The organism is Acetobacter conturbans (assembly GCF_011516755.1).
Classification (GTDB): Bacteria; Pseudomonadota; Alphaproteobacteria; order Acetobacterales; family Acetobacteraceae; genus Acetobacter; species Acetobacter conturbans.
The window spans coordinates 13,500-28,388 of the sequence record NZ_WOSY01000025.1 but is presented as its reverse complement, the minus strand read 5'-3'; the positions used below and the strand labels follow the sequence as shown (position 1 = coordinate 28,388).

Below are 14,889 nucleotides of genomic sequence, written 5' to 3'. Positions count from 1 at the left end.
CTGTCCTGCCTCGATGAGGACCGATTATAGCCCTGATCGCCCGACAGGCGTCTCCCGCTAGCTATCACACGAACGTGAAATCCGACGAAATTACGCCCTGCTTTGATTCCATTTGTTTCCTATGTGTTTCCTGCGGCGTTCCTCAGAACGCAGAAAGCCACCCTTTCGGATGGCTTTTATCGTGTCTTTTCAGACGCTTACGTATGGTTGCGGGGAACCGCACACTACGATCACGGCGAAATGTGGCGAATGGTCATTCGCAAGCGTCGTTGGTTGCGGGGGAAGACAACCAACGATACTTGCGATTGGTAGACTGCGAGATACCCCGCCTCGCCGCATGACAGTGCGAACATGCCAGCGTGCATGAACATATCCAACTAGAATCCTTGTCATAGGCAATCCGCCTCATATACAATCCCATATCATGGTCAATATATGGGGCACTCCATCATGTCTGAGACCACATTCCTCGCCGACGCCTTCGATCCGTCAGGGCTGATCGCGGCAGAACGGCTGAGCAATATGTTACACATCACAAGGAGTGAACTGGCCACCACTCTGGGCCTGTCACGTGACGCCGTCTCCAAAAGCGCCCGCCTCGGCCGTCCCGCCACCCAGGCGAGGCTGCGCGACATGGTCGAGATCCTCAATCGCGTCCGGCCTTGGGCGGGCTCAGCCCAACAGGCTTTCGCATGGTACCGGTCACAGCCCCTGCCCTCCTTCGGTGATCAGACTGCCGAGGCGCTCGTCCGTGAGGGACGCGCCAATGCCGTCCGACGCTACCTGGATCGGATTGCCACCGGCGGCTACGCGTGAGGTTCACCGGACGGGTATTCCGGGCTCATAATCCACGCTGGTCTTTCACCCCATTATCAGGCGACGGTGCGACGCTTCATGGAGGCCGGTTCAACCCGGTCGGCACACCTGCCCTTTACACATCACTTCGGATGGAGACGGCCTGGCTCGAAGCCCAGCAGGGTTTTCCATTCAAGCCGCAACCTTTGACCGTCTGTGCCTATGATGTCGATAGCGAACCCGTCCTCGATCTGACCGATCTATCCAGTCTTAATGATCTGGGCTTCTCCCCCGCCACCTTGGCCTGTTCCTGGGAAGACCTTGCTGACCAAGGCAAGACGCCGCCTTCATGGAAACTGGCAAGGGCACTCAGAGCCGACGGAGCGGCGGGCATCATCGTGCCGAGCTTTGCCCCTGGAGCAACAGAAAACGACAGAAACCTCGTCTTCTGGGCATGGTCAGACAGTCCGCCCTCCCGCGTAACCGTCATTGATGATGAGAGGCGACTGCCCACAACTGCAGCGTCATGGGCGTAAGCTGACTGGAGAGTGAAATGACAAAATGGCGGCTTTCGGGCGAACCGATGCCGAAAGGTGCCACAACCAAATGCTCCGCTTTCCGGAAAAAAAGATCGAGTTTCGAGAATCGACGCCGACGCCTGGCCAACCCTTTATGCGGCCCTGCTTGCTCGAAGCGTCTTCTTGAACAGTTCGAAGGCCGTCGTCCCCTGCCGATCGGGGTAATAGAGGTGGTAGCCTGCGAAAGGCTCGCACCACGGCTCCAGCAGGCGGATGAGGTGGCCATCGGCTATCGGCGCCGCCACCAGATCCTCCAGAATGTAAAGGATGCCAAACCCCTCAAGGGCGGCGGCCACCAGCAGATCGGCGTCGTTGAACACCGGCCCGCGGCCCGGCGTGACCGTTACCGCACGACCGTCGCGCTCGAACGACCAGGGAGACAGCTCGCCATGCGCGTTGCGGTAGGCGACACAACGATGCGCCGTGAGGTCGGCGGGCTCCATCGGCCTCGGATGGTTGCTTAAATAGCCGGGAGCGGCCACCACCGCGACGCGAAGCGGAGGCCCGACCGCCAGCGCGATCATGTCCTTCTCCAGTCGCTCGCCGAGCCGGATGCCCGCATCGTAGCGGCCCGCCACGACGTCGGTCAGCCCGTCCTCCACGCACACCTCCACCTCGATGCCGGGGTGCAGGCGCATGAAGGTTGGGAGCATCGGCCACAGCACGGTGTCCGCGGCGTGTTTGCCCGTCGTGATCCGGACGGTGCCGATCGCTGCCCCGCGTGTCTGCGACAGCGTCTCGATCTCGTCGTCCAACTCGGCCAGTGCTGGCGAGAGGGTAGCGAGCAGGCGCTCGCCGGCCGCGGTCGGGGCGACGCTGCGTGTCGTGCGGGAGAGCAGGCGAAAACCGAGCTGGCCCTCGAGCCGCTTCATGGTCTGACTCAACGACGACTGCGTAACGCCGAGCCGCCTCGCGGCACGCGTGAAGCTGCGGTCGGAGGCGATCGCAACGAAGACGGCGAGGTCGCCAAGCTGATCCGGGCGCATTGATAATCTCTGCTACTAGGGCCCATTATTGATTAGGCGCTTATCTCGATCCATTAACATGACTACTTAGACAGCAACAGTGGAAGAAACGAGGAGCAGGCGATGGGCAAGATCTGGCTGGTGACGGGCGCAAGCCGGGGACTTGGACTCGAGATCACGCGCGCGGCGCTCGATGCGGGCGAAACGGTCGTGGCAACTGCGCGGTCCGCCGACGCCGTGCGCGATGCCTTCGAGGGCGAACACGATCGCCTGCACGTCCTTGCGCTCGATATCACCGACGCTGAAGCCGCGAACTCCGTCGCTGCCGAGACCATCGAACGCTTGGGTGCGATCGACGTGCTGGTCAACAACGCCGGCTATGCCGAACTGGGTTTCTTCGAGACCTTCACCGATGCCGCGGTGCGGCGTCAGTTCGAGGTCAACCTGTTCGGCACGATGAACGTGGCACGCGCGGTCGCTCCCCACATGCGTGAGCGTCGCTCAGGCCTCATCGTCACCATCTCCTCGGTCAGCGGGCTCGTCTCCAACGGCGGGGGATCGGTCTATTCCGCGTCGAAGTTCGCGGTCGAGGGATGGATGGAGGGCTTTGCGCAGGAGCTGGCACCGTTGGGCGTCCGCTCGCTCCTGGTCGAGCCGGGGATGCTGCGCACAGATTTCATGGATGGCAGGTCGGCGAGCTTCGGCAGCATCGACATTCCAGATTATGCCGAGGCGATCGCGCAGTATCGCGCGTTCGTGGACGAGGCCAGCGGTAACCAGCCAGGCGATCCGAAGCTCCTCGCCGCGCGGATCGTGGAGCTTGCTTCCCAAGACGAGGTGCCATCGCGGTTCGTGTTCGGCACCGACGCCCGGGAGTGGGTCGGTGCTAAGGTCGACCAGTTGCGACAGGAGATCGCCCAGTCCGCCGATTACGGCTGACACGAGAAAACAAAGGCATGGGCCAAGGGAGGTTATTACTCGGCGCCAGCAGTGACCCTCGGGCGCTTCCAAGAACGAATGCAAAGCCCGAAACGCGCGGGCAAGGCCTGCCAGGCACAGTCCGGGCTAAGCTTTCCAGGCAGACGGGGAAAATGAGAAAAGTGCTTTGTGTCCAGACGGCCGGTTTCGGGACGTCCGGTGAGACGGCGGAACGGCCGAGATGAAGGCGTCTTCTGCCTGTCTGCGCATCCTATTCGATGGACAGACCGCGTTGGCCGGTGGATCGCAATTTCCAAAAACAGGAAATGTGACACAGACAGATTAGAAATGTGACACAGACAGATTAACAGAGCCCCGGACACGGTTCCGCATGGTCAAATGACAAAAGACCGAAGTTCCATCACATCGCGTTTGGGCGCTATCCCGAACCTGCGAACATAGTCCCGACTGAACTGCGACGGGCTTTCATAACCGACCTCAAACGCCGCGTGCGAGACGTTGACGTCCTCTGATACCATCAGGCGACGCGCCTCAAGCAGGCGCAACTGCTTCTGATACTGGAGCGGCGTCATGGAGGTCAGCATTTTGAAATGCTGATGGAAAGACGAGAGGCTCATGCGTGCGACAGCGGCAAGATGCTCGATCCTCACCGGTTTCGCAAAGTTGGCACGCAGCAGATGAATGGCCTCCGCGACCCGTCGCATGTGACTGTCGGGCAGAACAAGTTTACAGACTTCGCCCGCATGCGGCCCTGTTAACAGCCAGAAACAGATTTCCCGCATGATCGCCGGCCAGAGGATCTGGGGTGCCGCCGGATTATCGAGCAGTCGTATGAGCCGCCTGATGCAGTCGGCCAGATCCTCGGATAGATCGGCGACGAATACCCCGATACCCTGATCATTCGACGGTAAAGGGGGCTGAGCAAGTTCCGCCATGACCTCACGCAGGATGCCTGCGTCCAGATCCAGGGTAATGCCGATATAGGGACATTCAGGGCTCGCCTCCGTCACACGACCAAGAGCAGGTATTTCGATGCTGACCAGCAGAAACGCCATGGCCCCATACTCGAAAATGGTATCCCCAAACTCCACCGCCTTAGCGCCCTGCAAGGTGATGCAGAGTGACGGTTTGTAGACCATGCCATTTGGCGGCGTCTTTTCGCTCAGCCTGATGATATTCAGACCGTCGAACGACGTCGTGAATAGCCCGCTCGTGCCACAACCCCGCGCGTCCAAATAGCGGGTTACAGCTCTGGCGAGAGATGACGACATTCCTTGCTCCAGCCAAAATTCTAACTATTCCCGTCTACACGTGGCGCACCGCCTAAGCCAGACCATTGCAGGATCGGGCAAGAAATTTGGGAGTTCGGGCATTCGGTCCCTCAACCTGCCCAGCTAAGTATCGGGTATCAACCGGAATCAATGGCGAGCGCCGTCGAACTATCAGGCACTACTCCCAAAAGAGAATTTCTTGCTTGTACAGGAGCCAGATATGAGCAAATGGACGACATCGAACATTCCAGACATTCGCGGCCGTGCGTTCGTCGTGACCGGAACAGGCGGCCTCGGGTTTGAGGACGCACTGGCGCTCGCGCGCGCCGGAGCAACGGTCATTCTCGCCGGACGAAACCCAGGCAAAGGCGCGGAAGCCGTTGCCCGGATCAAAAGGGATATTCCCAAGGCGGATATCAGCTTCGAGGTTCTTGATCTGGCTGACCTTGCGTCGATTACCGCGTTTGGTGAGCGCCTGGGGAGCCAACGCGACCATCTCGACGTACTAATCAACAATGCCGGGGTGATGACGCCCCCCACACGCAAGGTAACCTCGGATGGTTTCGAACTACAGTTCGGAACCAACTATCTCGGGCATTTCGCACTGACTGCGCATTTGCTGCCCCTGCTTCGCAGAGGTCATGATCCGCGCGTTGTCACACTCTCCAGCATCGCGGCACGTGACGGTCGGATCGCGTTCGATGATCTTCAGGCGACACATAATTACAAGCCGATGCCAGTCTACAGTCAGTCTAAGCTGGCCTGCCTGATGTTCGCGCTGGAACTTCAGCGTCGCAGCGAAGCGGAAAACTGGGGGATCACCAGCATCGCCGCCCATCCCGGTATCTCGCGTACCGATCTGCTTCCGAACGGAGCTGGCGCTTCGAGCGTGTTTGGCCTCGCGCGGCGGATATTATGGTTTCTTTTCCAGCCAGCCGCACAGGGCGCATTGCCGACCCTGTTCGCCGCGACATCATCGGAGGCAAAGGGCGGCGGCTATTATGGCCCTGACAGACTGAGTGAGACGCGTGGGTATCCCACCACGGCTAAAATACCTCCCGCTGCGCTCGACCGGCAGGCCGCCGCGCGCTTGTGGGATATTTCCGAACAACTTGCCCATGTGCAGTTCAGCAATAACTAATTAGAGATCACTGCAAGGAGGAACAAAGCAAAAGCAATAAGACGCAAAATAGTCTGCTTCCTCACAAGAGCGCGGCAGAAAGACGTCTGCCGCCTCGCCCCGTGTCCTGACGATGCCGGGTGGCCCCATGGCAGTAAGATTTCTGTTTGCGCGTCAGGATCGCCTGTTTCGAGGTTGCCGGGAACCCTCTCTCATGTGCCGAAAGCTCAGGAGAAATACTCTCCAACCATATTCTCGTTTTTTGCCCCAGGCGCGTCAGCGTGCGCGTGGTCAAGAGCTTACTCATACAGGCTGATTTCAAAAAGCCGCGGAACATCACGAGGCTCAGCACATGAAGCGAATTAGTCGGCGCAACTACGCTCTGTTACGATTCCGCCGACGTAGAGCCTGTGGTGGCTGTCCGTAGACGCGCAGGCATGCACGACGCATGCGTTCGAGATCGCGGAAGCCAACATGCAGGGCAATCTGCTCGAAAGGCTCGCTTGTATTTTCGATACGCGGGAGAGCGGCGTCACACCTCAGGCGCTCAACAGCACGAGCCGGTGTCTCCCCCGCCTCCATGACGAACTGTCGGGCGAACTGGCGTGGACTGATCCTCGCGACATCTGCCAGCCGCTCAACCGACAATGGCTCCCGCAAGTGCGTATGAATATAGGCAATAGCATCGCGAATGCGCCCTGGGCGCGGCTCCAGGTCGAGAAGAGTCGAAAACTGAGACTGGCCACCACCGCGGCGATGATAAACCACAAGTTCCCTGGCGACCGCCTTAGAATTTTCGATCCCGAAATCCTTTTCGATCATGGCCAGCGCAAGATCGATGCCGGCGGTAATGCCCGCCGAGGTCCAAACTATACCGTCGTGAATGAAAATCCGGTCGGCCTCGACCTTGAGCGAGGGATAGCGGCGCTGGAGATCAGCCGTATGTCGCCAATGTGTCGTTACGCGATGTCCGTCAAGCAGCCCTGCTGCCGCCAGAACGAACGTTCCGGTGCAGACGCTGGCGCTGCGCCGCGCATGAGGCGCCAGCATGCGCACAAGTGCAATCAGATCATTCTGCTGGGAGAGCATCTCCGTATCGGGAGCCCCCACGACCACAAGCGTATCGAAGCGCCTGGGCACAGGTGGCTGGATGGTGTCGATTGTCACTCCCGACGAGCTGGTCACGAGCCCACCGGATACGGAGACGATCCGAATGTCATAGCCCGTCCGATGAAAGTCGCGCGCCAGATTAAACGCGCATAGCGGACCACTTACGTCGAGGAGTTCGAACCCGGGAAACACGACGAACCAGATGGCAAGGGCATCGGAGGGAGCCGGCATCACCTGTCACCTCATGGCAGAATACGAGGTCTATATGTCATTTCTGCCACCCGTGACAGAGAATAAAATCCGCATGAAACGACAGGCTTCATGAGGCAGGAGGTCGCCGGATGGTCGCGACACCGGCGTCAGGATCGTCGGAACTGGCAACAAAAGGAAGTTTACGTCATGATAGATACGCTTCGTTCTGGGACGAACATCAATGGCATCGTCGTGCCGGACTCCTCTCTTGGCCGCGCGATCACGGAGTTTATTCGTGATACCGAAAGCGATCTGCTCTTTAATCATTCGAGCCGCGTCTATTTTTTCGGCGCGCTTGCCGGGCAGCAGCGCGAACTGACCTTCAATCCCGAACTTCTCTACGCTGCAGCGATGTTTCACGATATCGGATTGATGCCATCGCACAGCAGCGAGACTCTTCGTTTCGAAGTTGACGGCGCCAATGCCGCACGGGACTTCCTCAAGAGTCACGACGTCGACCCATCTGACATCGAAAAGGTCTGGACGGGCATCGCCCTCCACACGACCCCTGGCGTGCCGGAATTCATGCATCCCGTGATCGCGCTCACCACGGCCGGCGTCGAAATGGACGTTCTCGGCCTTACGTACGACCAGTATCCCGACACGGTCCGCGAGGCAATCGTTGCCGCCTTTCCAAGGACACCGCATTTCAAGGAAGATATCATCCAGGCATTCTACGACGGTATCCGCCATAAGCCGGACACGACCTTCGGTAACGTAAAGGCGGATGTGATCGCTGATAAGGAGCCTCATTTTCACAAAGGAAACTTCTGCTCAATCATCCGCACATCACGCTGGAGTACCTGACCGCTGCGTCATGCGCATCTTCACATGATAGTGAAGGCGTTTGCATGTCAGTCCGAGAACTGCATCCACAGGATGCGTGTGATAACCGGCATGATACAGCCACATGAAAAATATGAAGACTTACACCGTTCTTGACACTTCGTTCCATAATTGCGATATGTCATTCCATGGCAAGACCGAAAGCATTTGACCGGGGAGCGGCCTTAGCTGCAGCGACGAAGACCTTCGCGACCTACGGTTACGAAGGGACTTCGACCGAGGCCCTCGTGAAAAGCATGGGGATCGGTCGCCAGAGCATGTACGACACTTTCGGGGACAAGCGCGCACTATATCTTGAGGCTTTGCAACATTACTGCTTCGAAAGTGTGGGACAAATCGCGGTAACGCTTCAGGCGACCGGCTCTCCTCTGACCGCAATCGAAGCCGCCTTGTTGGGATTCGCGGCCCGCATTCAGGATGACAGCATGTGTCTTGGCGTGGGCTCAGTATGCGAATTTGGCCGACGCGATCGTGAAGTAACGGCAATCGGCAAATCATCTGCCGCAAGCATGCAGAACATTTTTGCCGCAACGATCCAGCGCGGCAAGGATCTCGGCGAAATCCCGCCGGAGATCGACCCGAAGAACGCCGCACGGTTCATCAACGCGACGTTCATCGGATTGAAAGTCATGGCACGCGGGGGGGCAACACACGACGAATTGCGTGCGACAGCACGGATGGCCTTGCGCTGCCTCGCTTAGGAAAGCCCTTTTTTTGTTCTTTATTTGACTATTCGTTCCAGAAACCTCGAATGGACGACCAGGAGTTTCTAACAATGAGCCTTTCACTGACCGGAAAAGTGGCTTTTGTTACCGGCGGATCGCGCGGCATCGGCGCCGCGATCGTCCGTCGTCTCGCGGCAGATGGTGCAGTCGTGGCGTTCACCTATGCCGCCTCGACCGACGAAGCCGACAAGGTTGCATCCGAAGTTGCCGCGGCCGGGGGCAAGGCCCTCGCCATTAAGGCGGACAACACCAATGCCGACGAAGTCAGGGCTGCCGTCTCCCGCACGGTCGTGGAACTGGGCGGCCTCGATATTCTCGTGAACAATGCTGGCATCGTGCTCGGCGGCCCGGTGGACGAATTCGCACTCGATACTTTCGACAGGATGTTCGCCGTCAATGTGCGCGGCGCGTTTGTCGCGATTCAGGCAGCCACCCCGCACATGAAGGAAGGCGGCAGGATCATCAACAACAGCAGCGTGGTCGCGCATTACACCGCGTTCCCCGGCTCCTTCGCCTACGCGATGACCAAGGGGGCCGTCAGTTCCATGACGCGCGCCATTGCCCGCGATCTCGGGCCGCGCGGAATCACGATCAACGCGATCGAGCCCGGCCCGACCGAAACCGACAACATCAGGAACGACGCGATGCGCGACATGCTGCGTCCCCGCATGGCGCTCGGCCGCCTGGGGTCGGATACGGAAGTCGCGAGCTTCGTGGCCTACCTAGCCAGCCCTGAATCCAGCTTCATCACGGGCTCCCTGCTGACGATCGACGGCGGTTACTCCGCCTGATCCCGGCCGACCGGCACCATCCCCAGCAAAGGACTGTCCAGATGTCAGATGCAGGAGAAACAGTCCGGCAGTTCGTCGCATCTTTTGAGCAGAGAGATGCGGACCTGCTCGGGACATTCCTTGACGACGCCATTGTATTTTCCAACCACGGCGATCCCGAAGTGCGCGGGAAAGAAAACGTCGTGCAGGTCTGGAAGCGGGTCTTCACAACATTCGCGCAGGTCCGCTTCGAGACGATCCATCAGGCCGTCAACGGCGCGATCGTGCTGGCCGAACAGATCCATCACCTGGCCCTGCCCGGTCGTGAATCCGCCGCCATCCCGAACATGGCGACCTATGAGGTCCGCAATGGCCGCATCGTGCTTTGGCATGATTACAGCGACGGGCAGTCCGCCCGCGAGGCCCTGAACGCCACGAAGCCGCTTGCGGCGCCGCAGTCGTGACCTGACGCATACCCCCTTCGACTAACCATTCCAAGGAAGACTGACATGCACGCTATCGTAATGCGCGAACCGGGCGGCCCCAAGGTTCTTGAACTGATCGAGAGACCCGACCCGGTGCCGGGTCCCGGCGAGGTTCTGGTCGATGTGGCCGCGGCCGGCGTCAACTTCATGGATACCGGCGTCCGGCGCGGTATGTTCTGGATTGAAGCCGATCCGAAGATCCTCGGCGTCGAGGGCGCGGGCCGCGTCCTGTCCGTCGGCCAAGATGTCGAGAATTTCCGACCGGGCGAGCGCGTGGCCTGGGTTTATTCCCCCGGCAGTTATGCCAGTCGCGCCGTCATTCCGGCAGGGGCACTCGTGCCCGTTCCCGACGCGATTGACGACCAGACAGCTGCGTCCGTCATGATGCAGGGCCTGACGGCCAGCCATTTCGCGACGGATTTCTACCCGGTCCAGCAGGGCGAATTTGCCCTAGTCCACGCGGCGGCCGGTGGGCTCGGCCTGCTACTGACGCAGATCATCAAGATCCGGGGCGGCAAGGTCATCGGCCGGGTATCTTCGCAGGAGAAGGTCGAGATCGCGCGTGGGGCCGGTGCCGATCATGTCATCGTGGATGCCGGCGGCGATTTTGCCGAAGAAGTCATCCGCGTGGCTGACGGCGACGGCGTGCATGTCGCCTATGACGGCACGGGTCCTGTGACGTGGCGGGCATCGCTCAATGCTCTTCGCCGCTCCGGCACGCTGTGCTGGTTCGGCCCGGTGCTTGGTGGCCCCGGCCCAATCGAGATCACCAGCATCCCGAAAAGCATCAAGATCGGTTATGCGGTCTTCGTGGACCATATTCATACGCCGGACCTGCTACGCGCCCATTCGGCGCAGATCTTCAATTGGATCATCGAAGGCAAGATGAAGGTCCATATCGGCGGCACCTACCCGCTGGCCGACGCTGCCCGCGCTCATGCCGACATGGAGAGCCGCAAGACGACCGGCAAGCTCCTGCTGATTCCGTGAAGAGGCCGGAAAGCAGGCTTAAGCGGAGACGCGGCATTCTGCATTATCTCGGGCCACATGAGGAAGCTGCCGGAATCCTCATGTGAGCGAGATTTTGGCGATAGTGACACAGGTTCGCTCGTACCATGCGCAGTACAAATCTCGAATATTTCAGGTTTGCCGTTGAGGCCGGTAGCCTGACACGGGCGGCCTGGCTTCATGGTGTCAGAGTTTCGACAATGACCAGAGCAATCGATAACCTTGAAGATGAACTTGGCGTTACCCTGCTGGAAAGAACCCACAGCGGCATTCGACTGACTGCGGCTGGCGATGTCCTCTTCCATCGAATCAGCTCATTGCTTGATGATTGGGACGAAATAAGAGCCTTGTCGCAAATTCTAGGAACGGGCCGCCGAGGGGTCATTCGGATTGGCAGTCTACTACCCCTCGTCGGCCAACGCATCAGGCTGGCGTTATCAGCATGGCGAAAAAAACATCCCGATATCAGAGTTGCTTTTCACGAAATGGGAGATCTTGACCTCCAATCCGCTCTATTTCGGCATCGTGTGGATGTGATTTTCTTCACTCCATTCATTCAGTCCGACTACCTTGAGTCACTTCCGTTTTGCATTGAAAATCTGATGTTAGCCATGCCGAGCGAGCATCCACTACGTCAATATGAAAGCGTGACACGCAAGGAATTGCAGAACGAAACATTTCTACTACAGGATTGGGGAGGTGATTATAGTGTGCGACGTCGTTACCTAGAAATTTTGGGCAGCGACATCACCCTTGAAAGTCATCCGGCGGGAAAGCAGTCCGTATTTGCGCTTGTTGGATCTGGATATGGCATGACCCTTGCCGTCCAGAGTCAGGCGGAACAGGGTTTTCCGGGTGTCATTTTCCGGCCACTACGGGAGAGGAATACGCAATTGCAAATTCGCCTCGGTTGGGATGCCAATAATCAGGACACCGTTACGGGTCGGTTCGTGGCTTTTGTCCGTGATCTAGTTCCGGACGACCGGCGAGAAGACGTCTTGCCAAGGAAAAGGCTCGATCGCCAGCCATAAAGCGCGCGAGCATCGGCCCAATCAGCTTTGCTGGCGTGATCTCGGCCTGACCGCTCTCACGCGCCAGCAGCCGCCCGTATTCAACCAGATCGCGATGCACGGCGGCGGGAAGCTCGACGGTCACGCGTATCGGCCTGTCATCCGCAATTGGCCCGAGCCTGAGTTTCGTCATCGGGAAACCTCCTGTCCGTAGGGGGCGAGAACCAGGTCACGATGCACCATGACCCGCACCGGAAAGCCCGGCCGGATGATATTGGTCGACTGGATATTCAGCGAGCGTCCGACGATCTGCTCGCCGATCTGGTTGAAGCCCTGCGAGCCGCCGGTCCGCAAGGCCTGGGCGATGCCATTGCCGCCGCTGATATCCGCTTCAGAACCGACACTGAGGATGGTCGAAACCAGGGCAGCCTTGAAGACCTCCCCCCAGTGGCTGTCGGTCTGGTCCTGCAGCCCGGCGAAGCCCGCCGGATCAGCGGCCGGCTCGTTCTCCAGCACGATCGAACCCCCGGCACCGCGCATCAGCCGGGTCCAGACCAGCAGCACACGGGTCTGGCCATAGGCGATCTGGGAATCATAGCGGCCGATCAGCGTCGCGCCCTGCGGGATCAGTAGGATATGCCCGGTCGGACTGTCATAGACATTCTCCGTCACCTGCGCCGTGACCTCGCCGGGCAGGTCGGAGCGGATGCCAGTAATCAGCGCGCCGGAAATGATCGATCCCGCCTGGATTATATACGGGCTGGGAGCGGGAGTCAGACGCGCGGCACTGACGGTACGCTGGTCGACCGGGCCATCGAGAAACGCCTGGTTGCGATCAGTGGCAGCACCGGCAGCCGGAACCGGGGTGGCACCAGCTGTCACCGGGGCAGCACTGTTTCGCCCGACCTGCGTCTGGGTAAAGAGATGGCTGACCCGTGCTGCTTCCTGCTCCTGAGCCATACGCTGCTTTTCGGGATCGGCGGGTGCCGCCGATGTCGCCATGCCGGGGACACCCACACCTGCTTTGAGGAACGGCCTGCCGAGATCGCCGGGCAAAGGAGGCCCGAGGCGCGGCGGGTGGGTATAGTCTCCCGGCAGATTCGCCAGCCCGTCCGGCGTGGTGCGATTGCCGGTATTATAGAGTTCGGCCTTGCCCGTTCGGGGTGCGGACTTCAGCGCCACATAGAGCGCGCCCCCGACGCCGAGCACCGCCACCAGCGTCAGCCCCATGATCACCCTGCGCGACAGCCGCGTGACCGGCGGTCGCGTCACGCGCAACCGCATCTCGCCCGGCGGCCTGACGGGAGGCACTGGTTTGTCCGCCTCCCCCGCTCCGGTGCTCCCGCTCACGACCGACGCGCTCCATCGGTGCGCACGATGCGCACCACCTGCTGGTGCTTCGCGCCCAGTCGCAGTTCGGCAGCCGCGAACAGGCGATCAACGATCATCCGATTGCCGCGCACCCGATAATTCACGAGTTGGCCGTCGCCCTGCGGGCCGACCACCCACAATGGCGGCATCTCCCCCTGGGCGATGCCGGTCGGGAATTCGATAAAGACCTGCCGCCCGTCATCGAAGGCCCGCAACGGCCGCCACGGCGCCTCGTCGCCCTCGACCCGGTAGCGAAAATTCAGCGCGTCGAGATCGACGCCGGTCACGACCGAAGCCGCGAGATCCGCGTCACGATCCTGGCCGCGCAGGGCGACGATCTGGTCCTGCGGATAATCCCAGGACACCGACGCCATATAGGTCCGCTCATCGGAGCGCAGTTCCAGATGATAGGTGCGCCGGTCGGTATTGACGACCAGGTTGGTGGTCAGGTCCGGGCGGGTCGGCTTGAGCAGGATATGAATCCGTTTCGATGCCCCTGCCCCACTCTCGGTATCGCCTATGATCCAGCGCACGGTATCGCCAGCGGCGACCGGACCGGCACCGACCAGCTTCTCGCCCGGCTGCAGCGCGATGTCGGTGATCTCGCCGGGTGCGGCATAGAGCTGATAGAGCGCACCCTCGGAGAAGGGATAGACCTGGATCGCATTGAGATAGCCGGCCCGCGTCGGCTGGATCCGCGCCACACTGTTGGCGCGCTCGACCCGCTCATGCGGATCGGCGGGCTCGGGTGATGCATGCCGATAGGGGATCGGCTTGAGCTGCCCCGGCAACGGCAAGGGCTCCGGCAGCTCCACCACCTGCACCGGCTTGGGCGGTTCCGGGGTGAGGACCGCCTGCCGGGGCGTATCGTCGTATCTGATGGCAGGCGGCTTCCATGAGGAGCAGGCCGCCAGCGGCGCCAGCAGGATCATGAACGGCGCGATTGTGTTGAGGGTGCGCATCAGCCGAGTTCCCTAGACCAGTTGAGGGCGTGGATGTAGATGCCGAGCGGGTTCTTGCGCAGCCGCTCGGCATCGGTCGGGGTGGTGACGACGATGGTGAGGATCGCGCTCCAGCGCTCGGTGGACGCCAGCGCGCTGTCGACATAGCGGCGCTCGATCCATTCCACCCGGAAGCTGTCATCGGAGGCGCGGATGACGCTGGCAATCTCGATCGCAACCTGCATCCTGCCGATCCGGCTGAAGGGATCGTTGGTGCGGGCATAATCATTCAGGGCCAGCGCGCCGCGGTCGGTGACGTAGTTATAGGCATCGAGCCAGTTCTGCCGCAGCACCACCGGATCGGCCGGGATGCCGCGCACCTCGGAGATGAAACGCGCCAGATACCAGGCGATCTGCGGATCGGTCGGCCGATAGGCAGCGGTCGCCGGACCGACGGCCTGCGCCTGGCCGAGATGGTCGATCTGCACCACCCAGGGGGTGATGGTACCGCGCAGCGACTGCCAGACCAGCCCGGCGGCGAGGCCGCCGCTCAGGGTCAGGCAGCCGAAGAAGGCCAGCCGCCAGTTGCGTGCCTGCACCCGGGCCGAGCCGATGCGGTCGTCCCAGACCTGCCCGGCCTTGTGATAGGGCGTCTCGGGCTCCGGCGTCCGGCCGAAGCGCACGGTGGGGCGGCGGAACATGG

At 60.5% G+C, this 14,889-nt stretch carries 17 protein-coding genes; 10 read left to right on the top strand and 7 right to left on the bottom strand.

Features of this window, described 5'->3' with window-relative positions:
- The first annotated feature begins 450 nt into the window (after positions 1 to 450).
- On the top strand, positions 451 to 816 hold the full coding sequence (locus GOB81_RS15625) for an antitoxin Xre/MbcA/ParS toxin-binding domain-containing protein (protein ID WP_029329702.1): 366 nt from the start codon (positions 451 to 453) through the stop codon (positions 814 to 816).
- Positions 813 to 1,331 (top strand): RES family NAD+ phosphorylase, encoded by a 519-nt coding sequence (locus tag GOB81_RS15620; RefSeq protein ID WP_010516056.1) that lies wholly within the window; start codon positions 813 to 815, stop codon positions 1,329 to 1,331. Before GOB81_RS15625 ends, GOB81_RS15620 begins: the two co-directional genes overlap by 4 nt.
- A 134-nt stretch (positions 1,332 to 1,465) precedes the next feature.
- On the opposite strand, the gene GOB81_RS15615 is transcribed toward GOB81_RS15620, so the two are convergent.
- A complete protein-coding gene (locus GOB81_RS15615; RefSeq protein ID WP_053323614.1) occupies positions 1,466 to 2,359 on the bottom strand; it encodes a LysR family transcriptional regulator in 894 nt (297 codons plus the stop codon).
- Positions 2,360 to 2,461: 102 nt separating this feature from the next.
- Between GOB81_RS15615 and GOB81_RS15610 the strand changes: the two genes are divergently transcribed.
- Complete coding sequence (locus tag GOB81_RS15610; RefSeq protein WP_129551468.1) at positions 2,462 to 3,277, top strand: SDR family NAD(P)-dependent oxidoreductase; 816 nt, start codon at positions 2,462 to 2,464, stop codon at positions 3,275 to 3,277.
- 374 nt (positions 3,278 to 3,651) lie between these two features.
- On the opposite strand, the gene GOB81_RS15605 is transcribed toward GOB81_RS15610, so the two are convergent.
- On the bottom strand, positions 3,652 to 4,548 hold the full coding sequence (locus GOB81_RS15605) for an AraC family transcriptional regulator (protein WP_173571241.1): 897 nt from the start codon (positions 4,546 to 4,548) through the stop codon (positions 3,652 to 3,654).
- A gap of 220 nt (positions 4,549 to 4,768) precedes the next feature.
- On the opposite strand from GOB81_RS15605, the gene GOB81_RS15600 reads away from it, so the two are divergent.
- Positions 4,769 to 5,689, top strand: coding sequence for an SDR family oxidoreductase (locus tag GOB81_RS15600; protein WP_173571240.1), 921 nt, complete (start codon positions 4,769 to 4,771; stop codon positions 5,687 to 5,689).
- A 354-nt stretch (positions 5,690 to 6,043) separates the two neighbouring features.
- On the opposite strand, the gene GOB81_RS15595 is transcribed toward GOB81_RS15600, so the two are convergent.
- Positions 6,044 to 7,009, bottom strand: coding sequence for a GlxA family transcriptional regulator (locus GOB81_RS15595; protein ID WP_173571239.1), 966 nt, complete (start codon positions 7,007 to 7,009; stop codon positions 6,044 to 6,046).
- A gap of 168 nt (positions 7,010 to 7,177) precedes the next feature.
- Here GOB81_RS15595 and GOB81_RS15590 point away from each other — a divergent pair, with 168 nt between their 5' ends.
- The 6 genes from GOB81_RS15590 to GOB81_RS15565 all read left to right on the top strand — a co-directional run bounded on the left by GOB81_RS15590 (position 7,178) and on the right by GOB81_RS15565 (position 11,895).
- Positions 7,178 to 7,837, top strand: a complete 660-nt coding sequence (locus tag GOB81_RS15590; protein WP_173571238.1) for an HD domain-containing protein — start codon at positions 7,178 to 7,180, stop codon at positions 7,835 to 7,837.
- 167 nt (positions 7,838 to 8,004) lie between these two features.
- Positions 8,005 to 8,577 carry a TetR/AcrR family transcriptional regulator gene (locus GOB81_RS15585; RefSeq protein WP_173571237.1) on the top strand — a complete coding sequence of 191 codons (573 nt, stop codon included), beginning with the start codon at positions 8,005 to 8,007 and terminating at the stop codon, positions 8,575 to 8,577.
- 50 nt (positions 8,578 to 8,627) lie between these two features.
- Positions 8,628 to 9,392 (top strand): SDR family NAD(P)-dependent oxidoreductase, encoded by a 765-nt coding sequence (locus GOB81_RS15580; protein WP_198912132.1) that lies wholly within the window; start codon positions 8,628 to 8,630, stop codon positions 9,390 to 9,392.
- A gap of 41 nt (positions 9,393 to 9,433) precedes the next feature.
- Complete coding sequence (locus tag GOB81_RS15575) at positions 9,434 to 9,835, top strand: nuclear transport factor 2 family protein (RefSeq protein ID WP_173571236.1); 402 nt, start codon at positions 9,434 to 9,436, stop codon at positions 9,833 to 9,835.
- A 45-nt stretch (positions 9,836 to 9,880) separates the two neighbouring features.
- A complete protein-coding gene (locus GOB81_RS15570) occupies positions 9,881 to 10,846 on the top strand; it encodes a quinone oxidoreductase family protein (RefSeq protein ID WP_173571235.1) in 966 nt (321 codons plus the stop codon).
- A gap of 125 nt (positions 10,847 to 10,971) precedes the next feature.
- Positions 10,972 to 11,895 (top strand): LysR family transcriptional regulator, encoded by a 924-nt coding sequence (locus GOB81_RS15565; RefSeq protein WP_173571234.1) that lies wholly within the window; start codon positions 10,972 to 10,974, stop codon positions 11,893 to 11,895.
- Here GOB81_RS15565 and GOB81_RS15560 read toward each other — a convergent pair.
- Genes GOB81_RS15560 through trbF form a run of 4 tightly spaced genes read right to left on the bottom strand, consistent with a single transcriptional unit; the run spans position 11,801 to position 14,887 of the window.
- On the bottom strand, positions 11,801 to 12,067 hold the full coding sequence (locus GOB81_RS15560; RefSeq protein WP_173571233.1) for a DUF2274 domain-containing protein: 267 nt from the start codon (positions 12,065 to 12,067) through the stop codon (positions 11,801 to 11,803). The genes GOB81_RS15565 and GOB81_RS15560 overlap by 95 nt on opposite strands.
- Entirely contained in the window at positions 12,064 to 13,224 is a 1,161-nt protein-coding gene (locus GOB81_RS15555) for a TrbI/VirB10 family protein (RefSeq protein WP_053323604.1), read from the bottom strand. The genes GOB81_RS15560 and GOB81_RS15555 overlap by 4 nt, the downstream gene beginning before the upstream one ends.
- Complete coding sequence (gene trbG, locus GOB81_RS15550) at positions 13,221 to 14,207, bottom strand: P-type conjugative transfer protein TrbG (protein WP_053323603.1); 987 nt, start codon at positions 14,205 to 14,207, stop codon at positions 13,221 to 13,223. Before trbG ends, GOB81_RS15555 begins: the two co-directional genes overlap by 4 nt.
- Positions 14,207 to 14,887, bottom strand: a complete 681-nt coding sequence (trbF, locus tag GOB81_RS15545) for a conjugal transfer protein TrbF (protein WP_053323602.1) — start codon at positions 14,885 to 14,887, stop codon at positions 14,207 to 14,209. The genes trbG and trbF overlap by 1 nt, the downstream gene beginning before the upstream one ends.
- Positions 14,888 to 14,889: the final 2 nt, after the last annotated feature.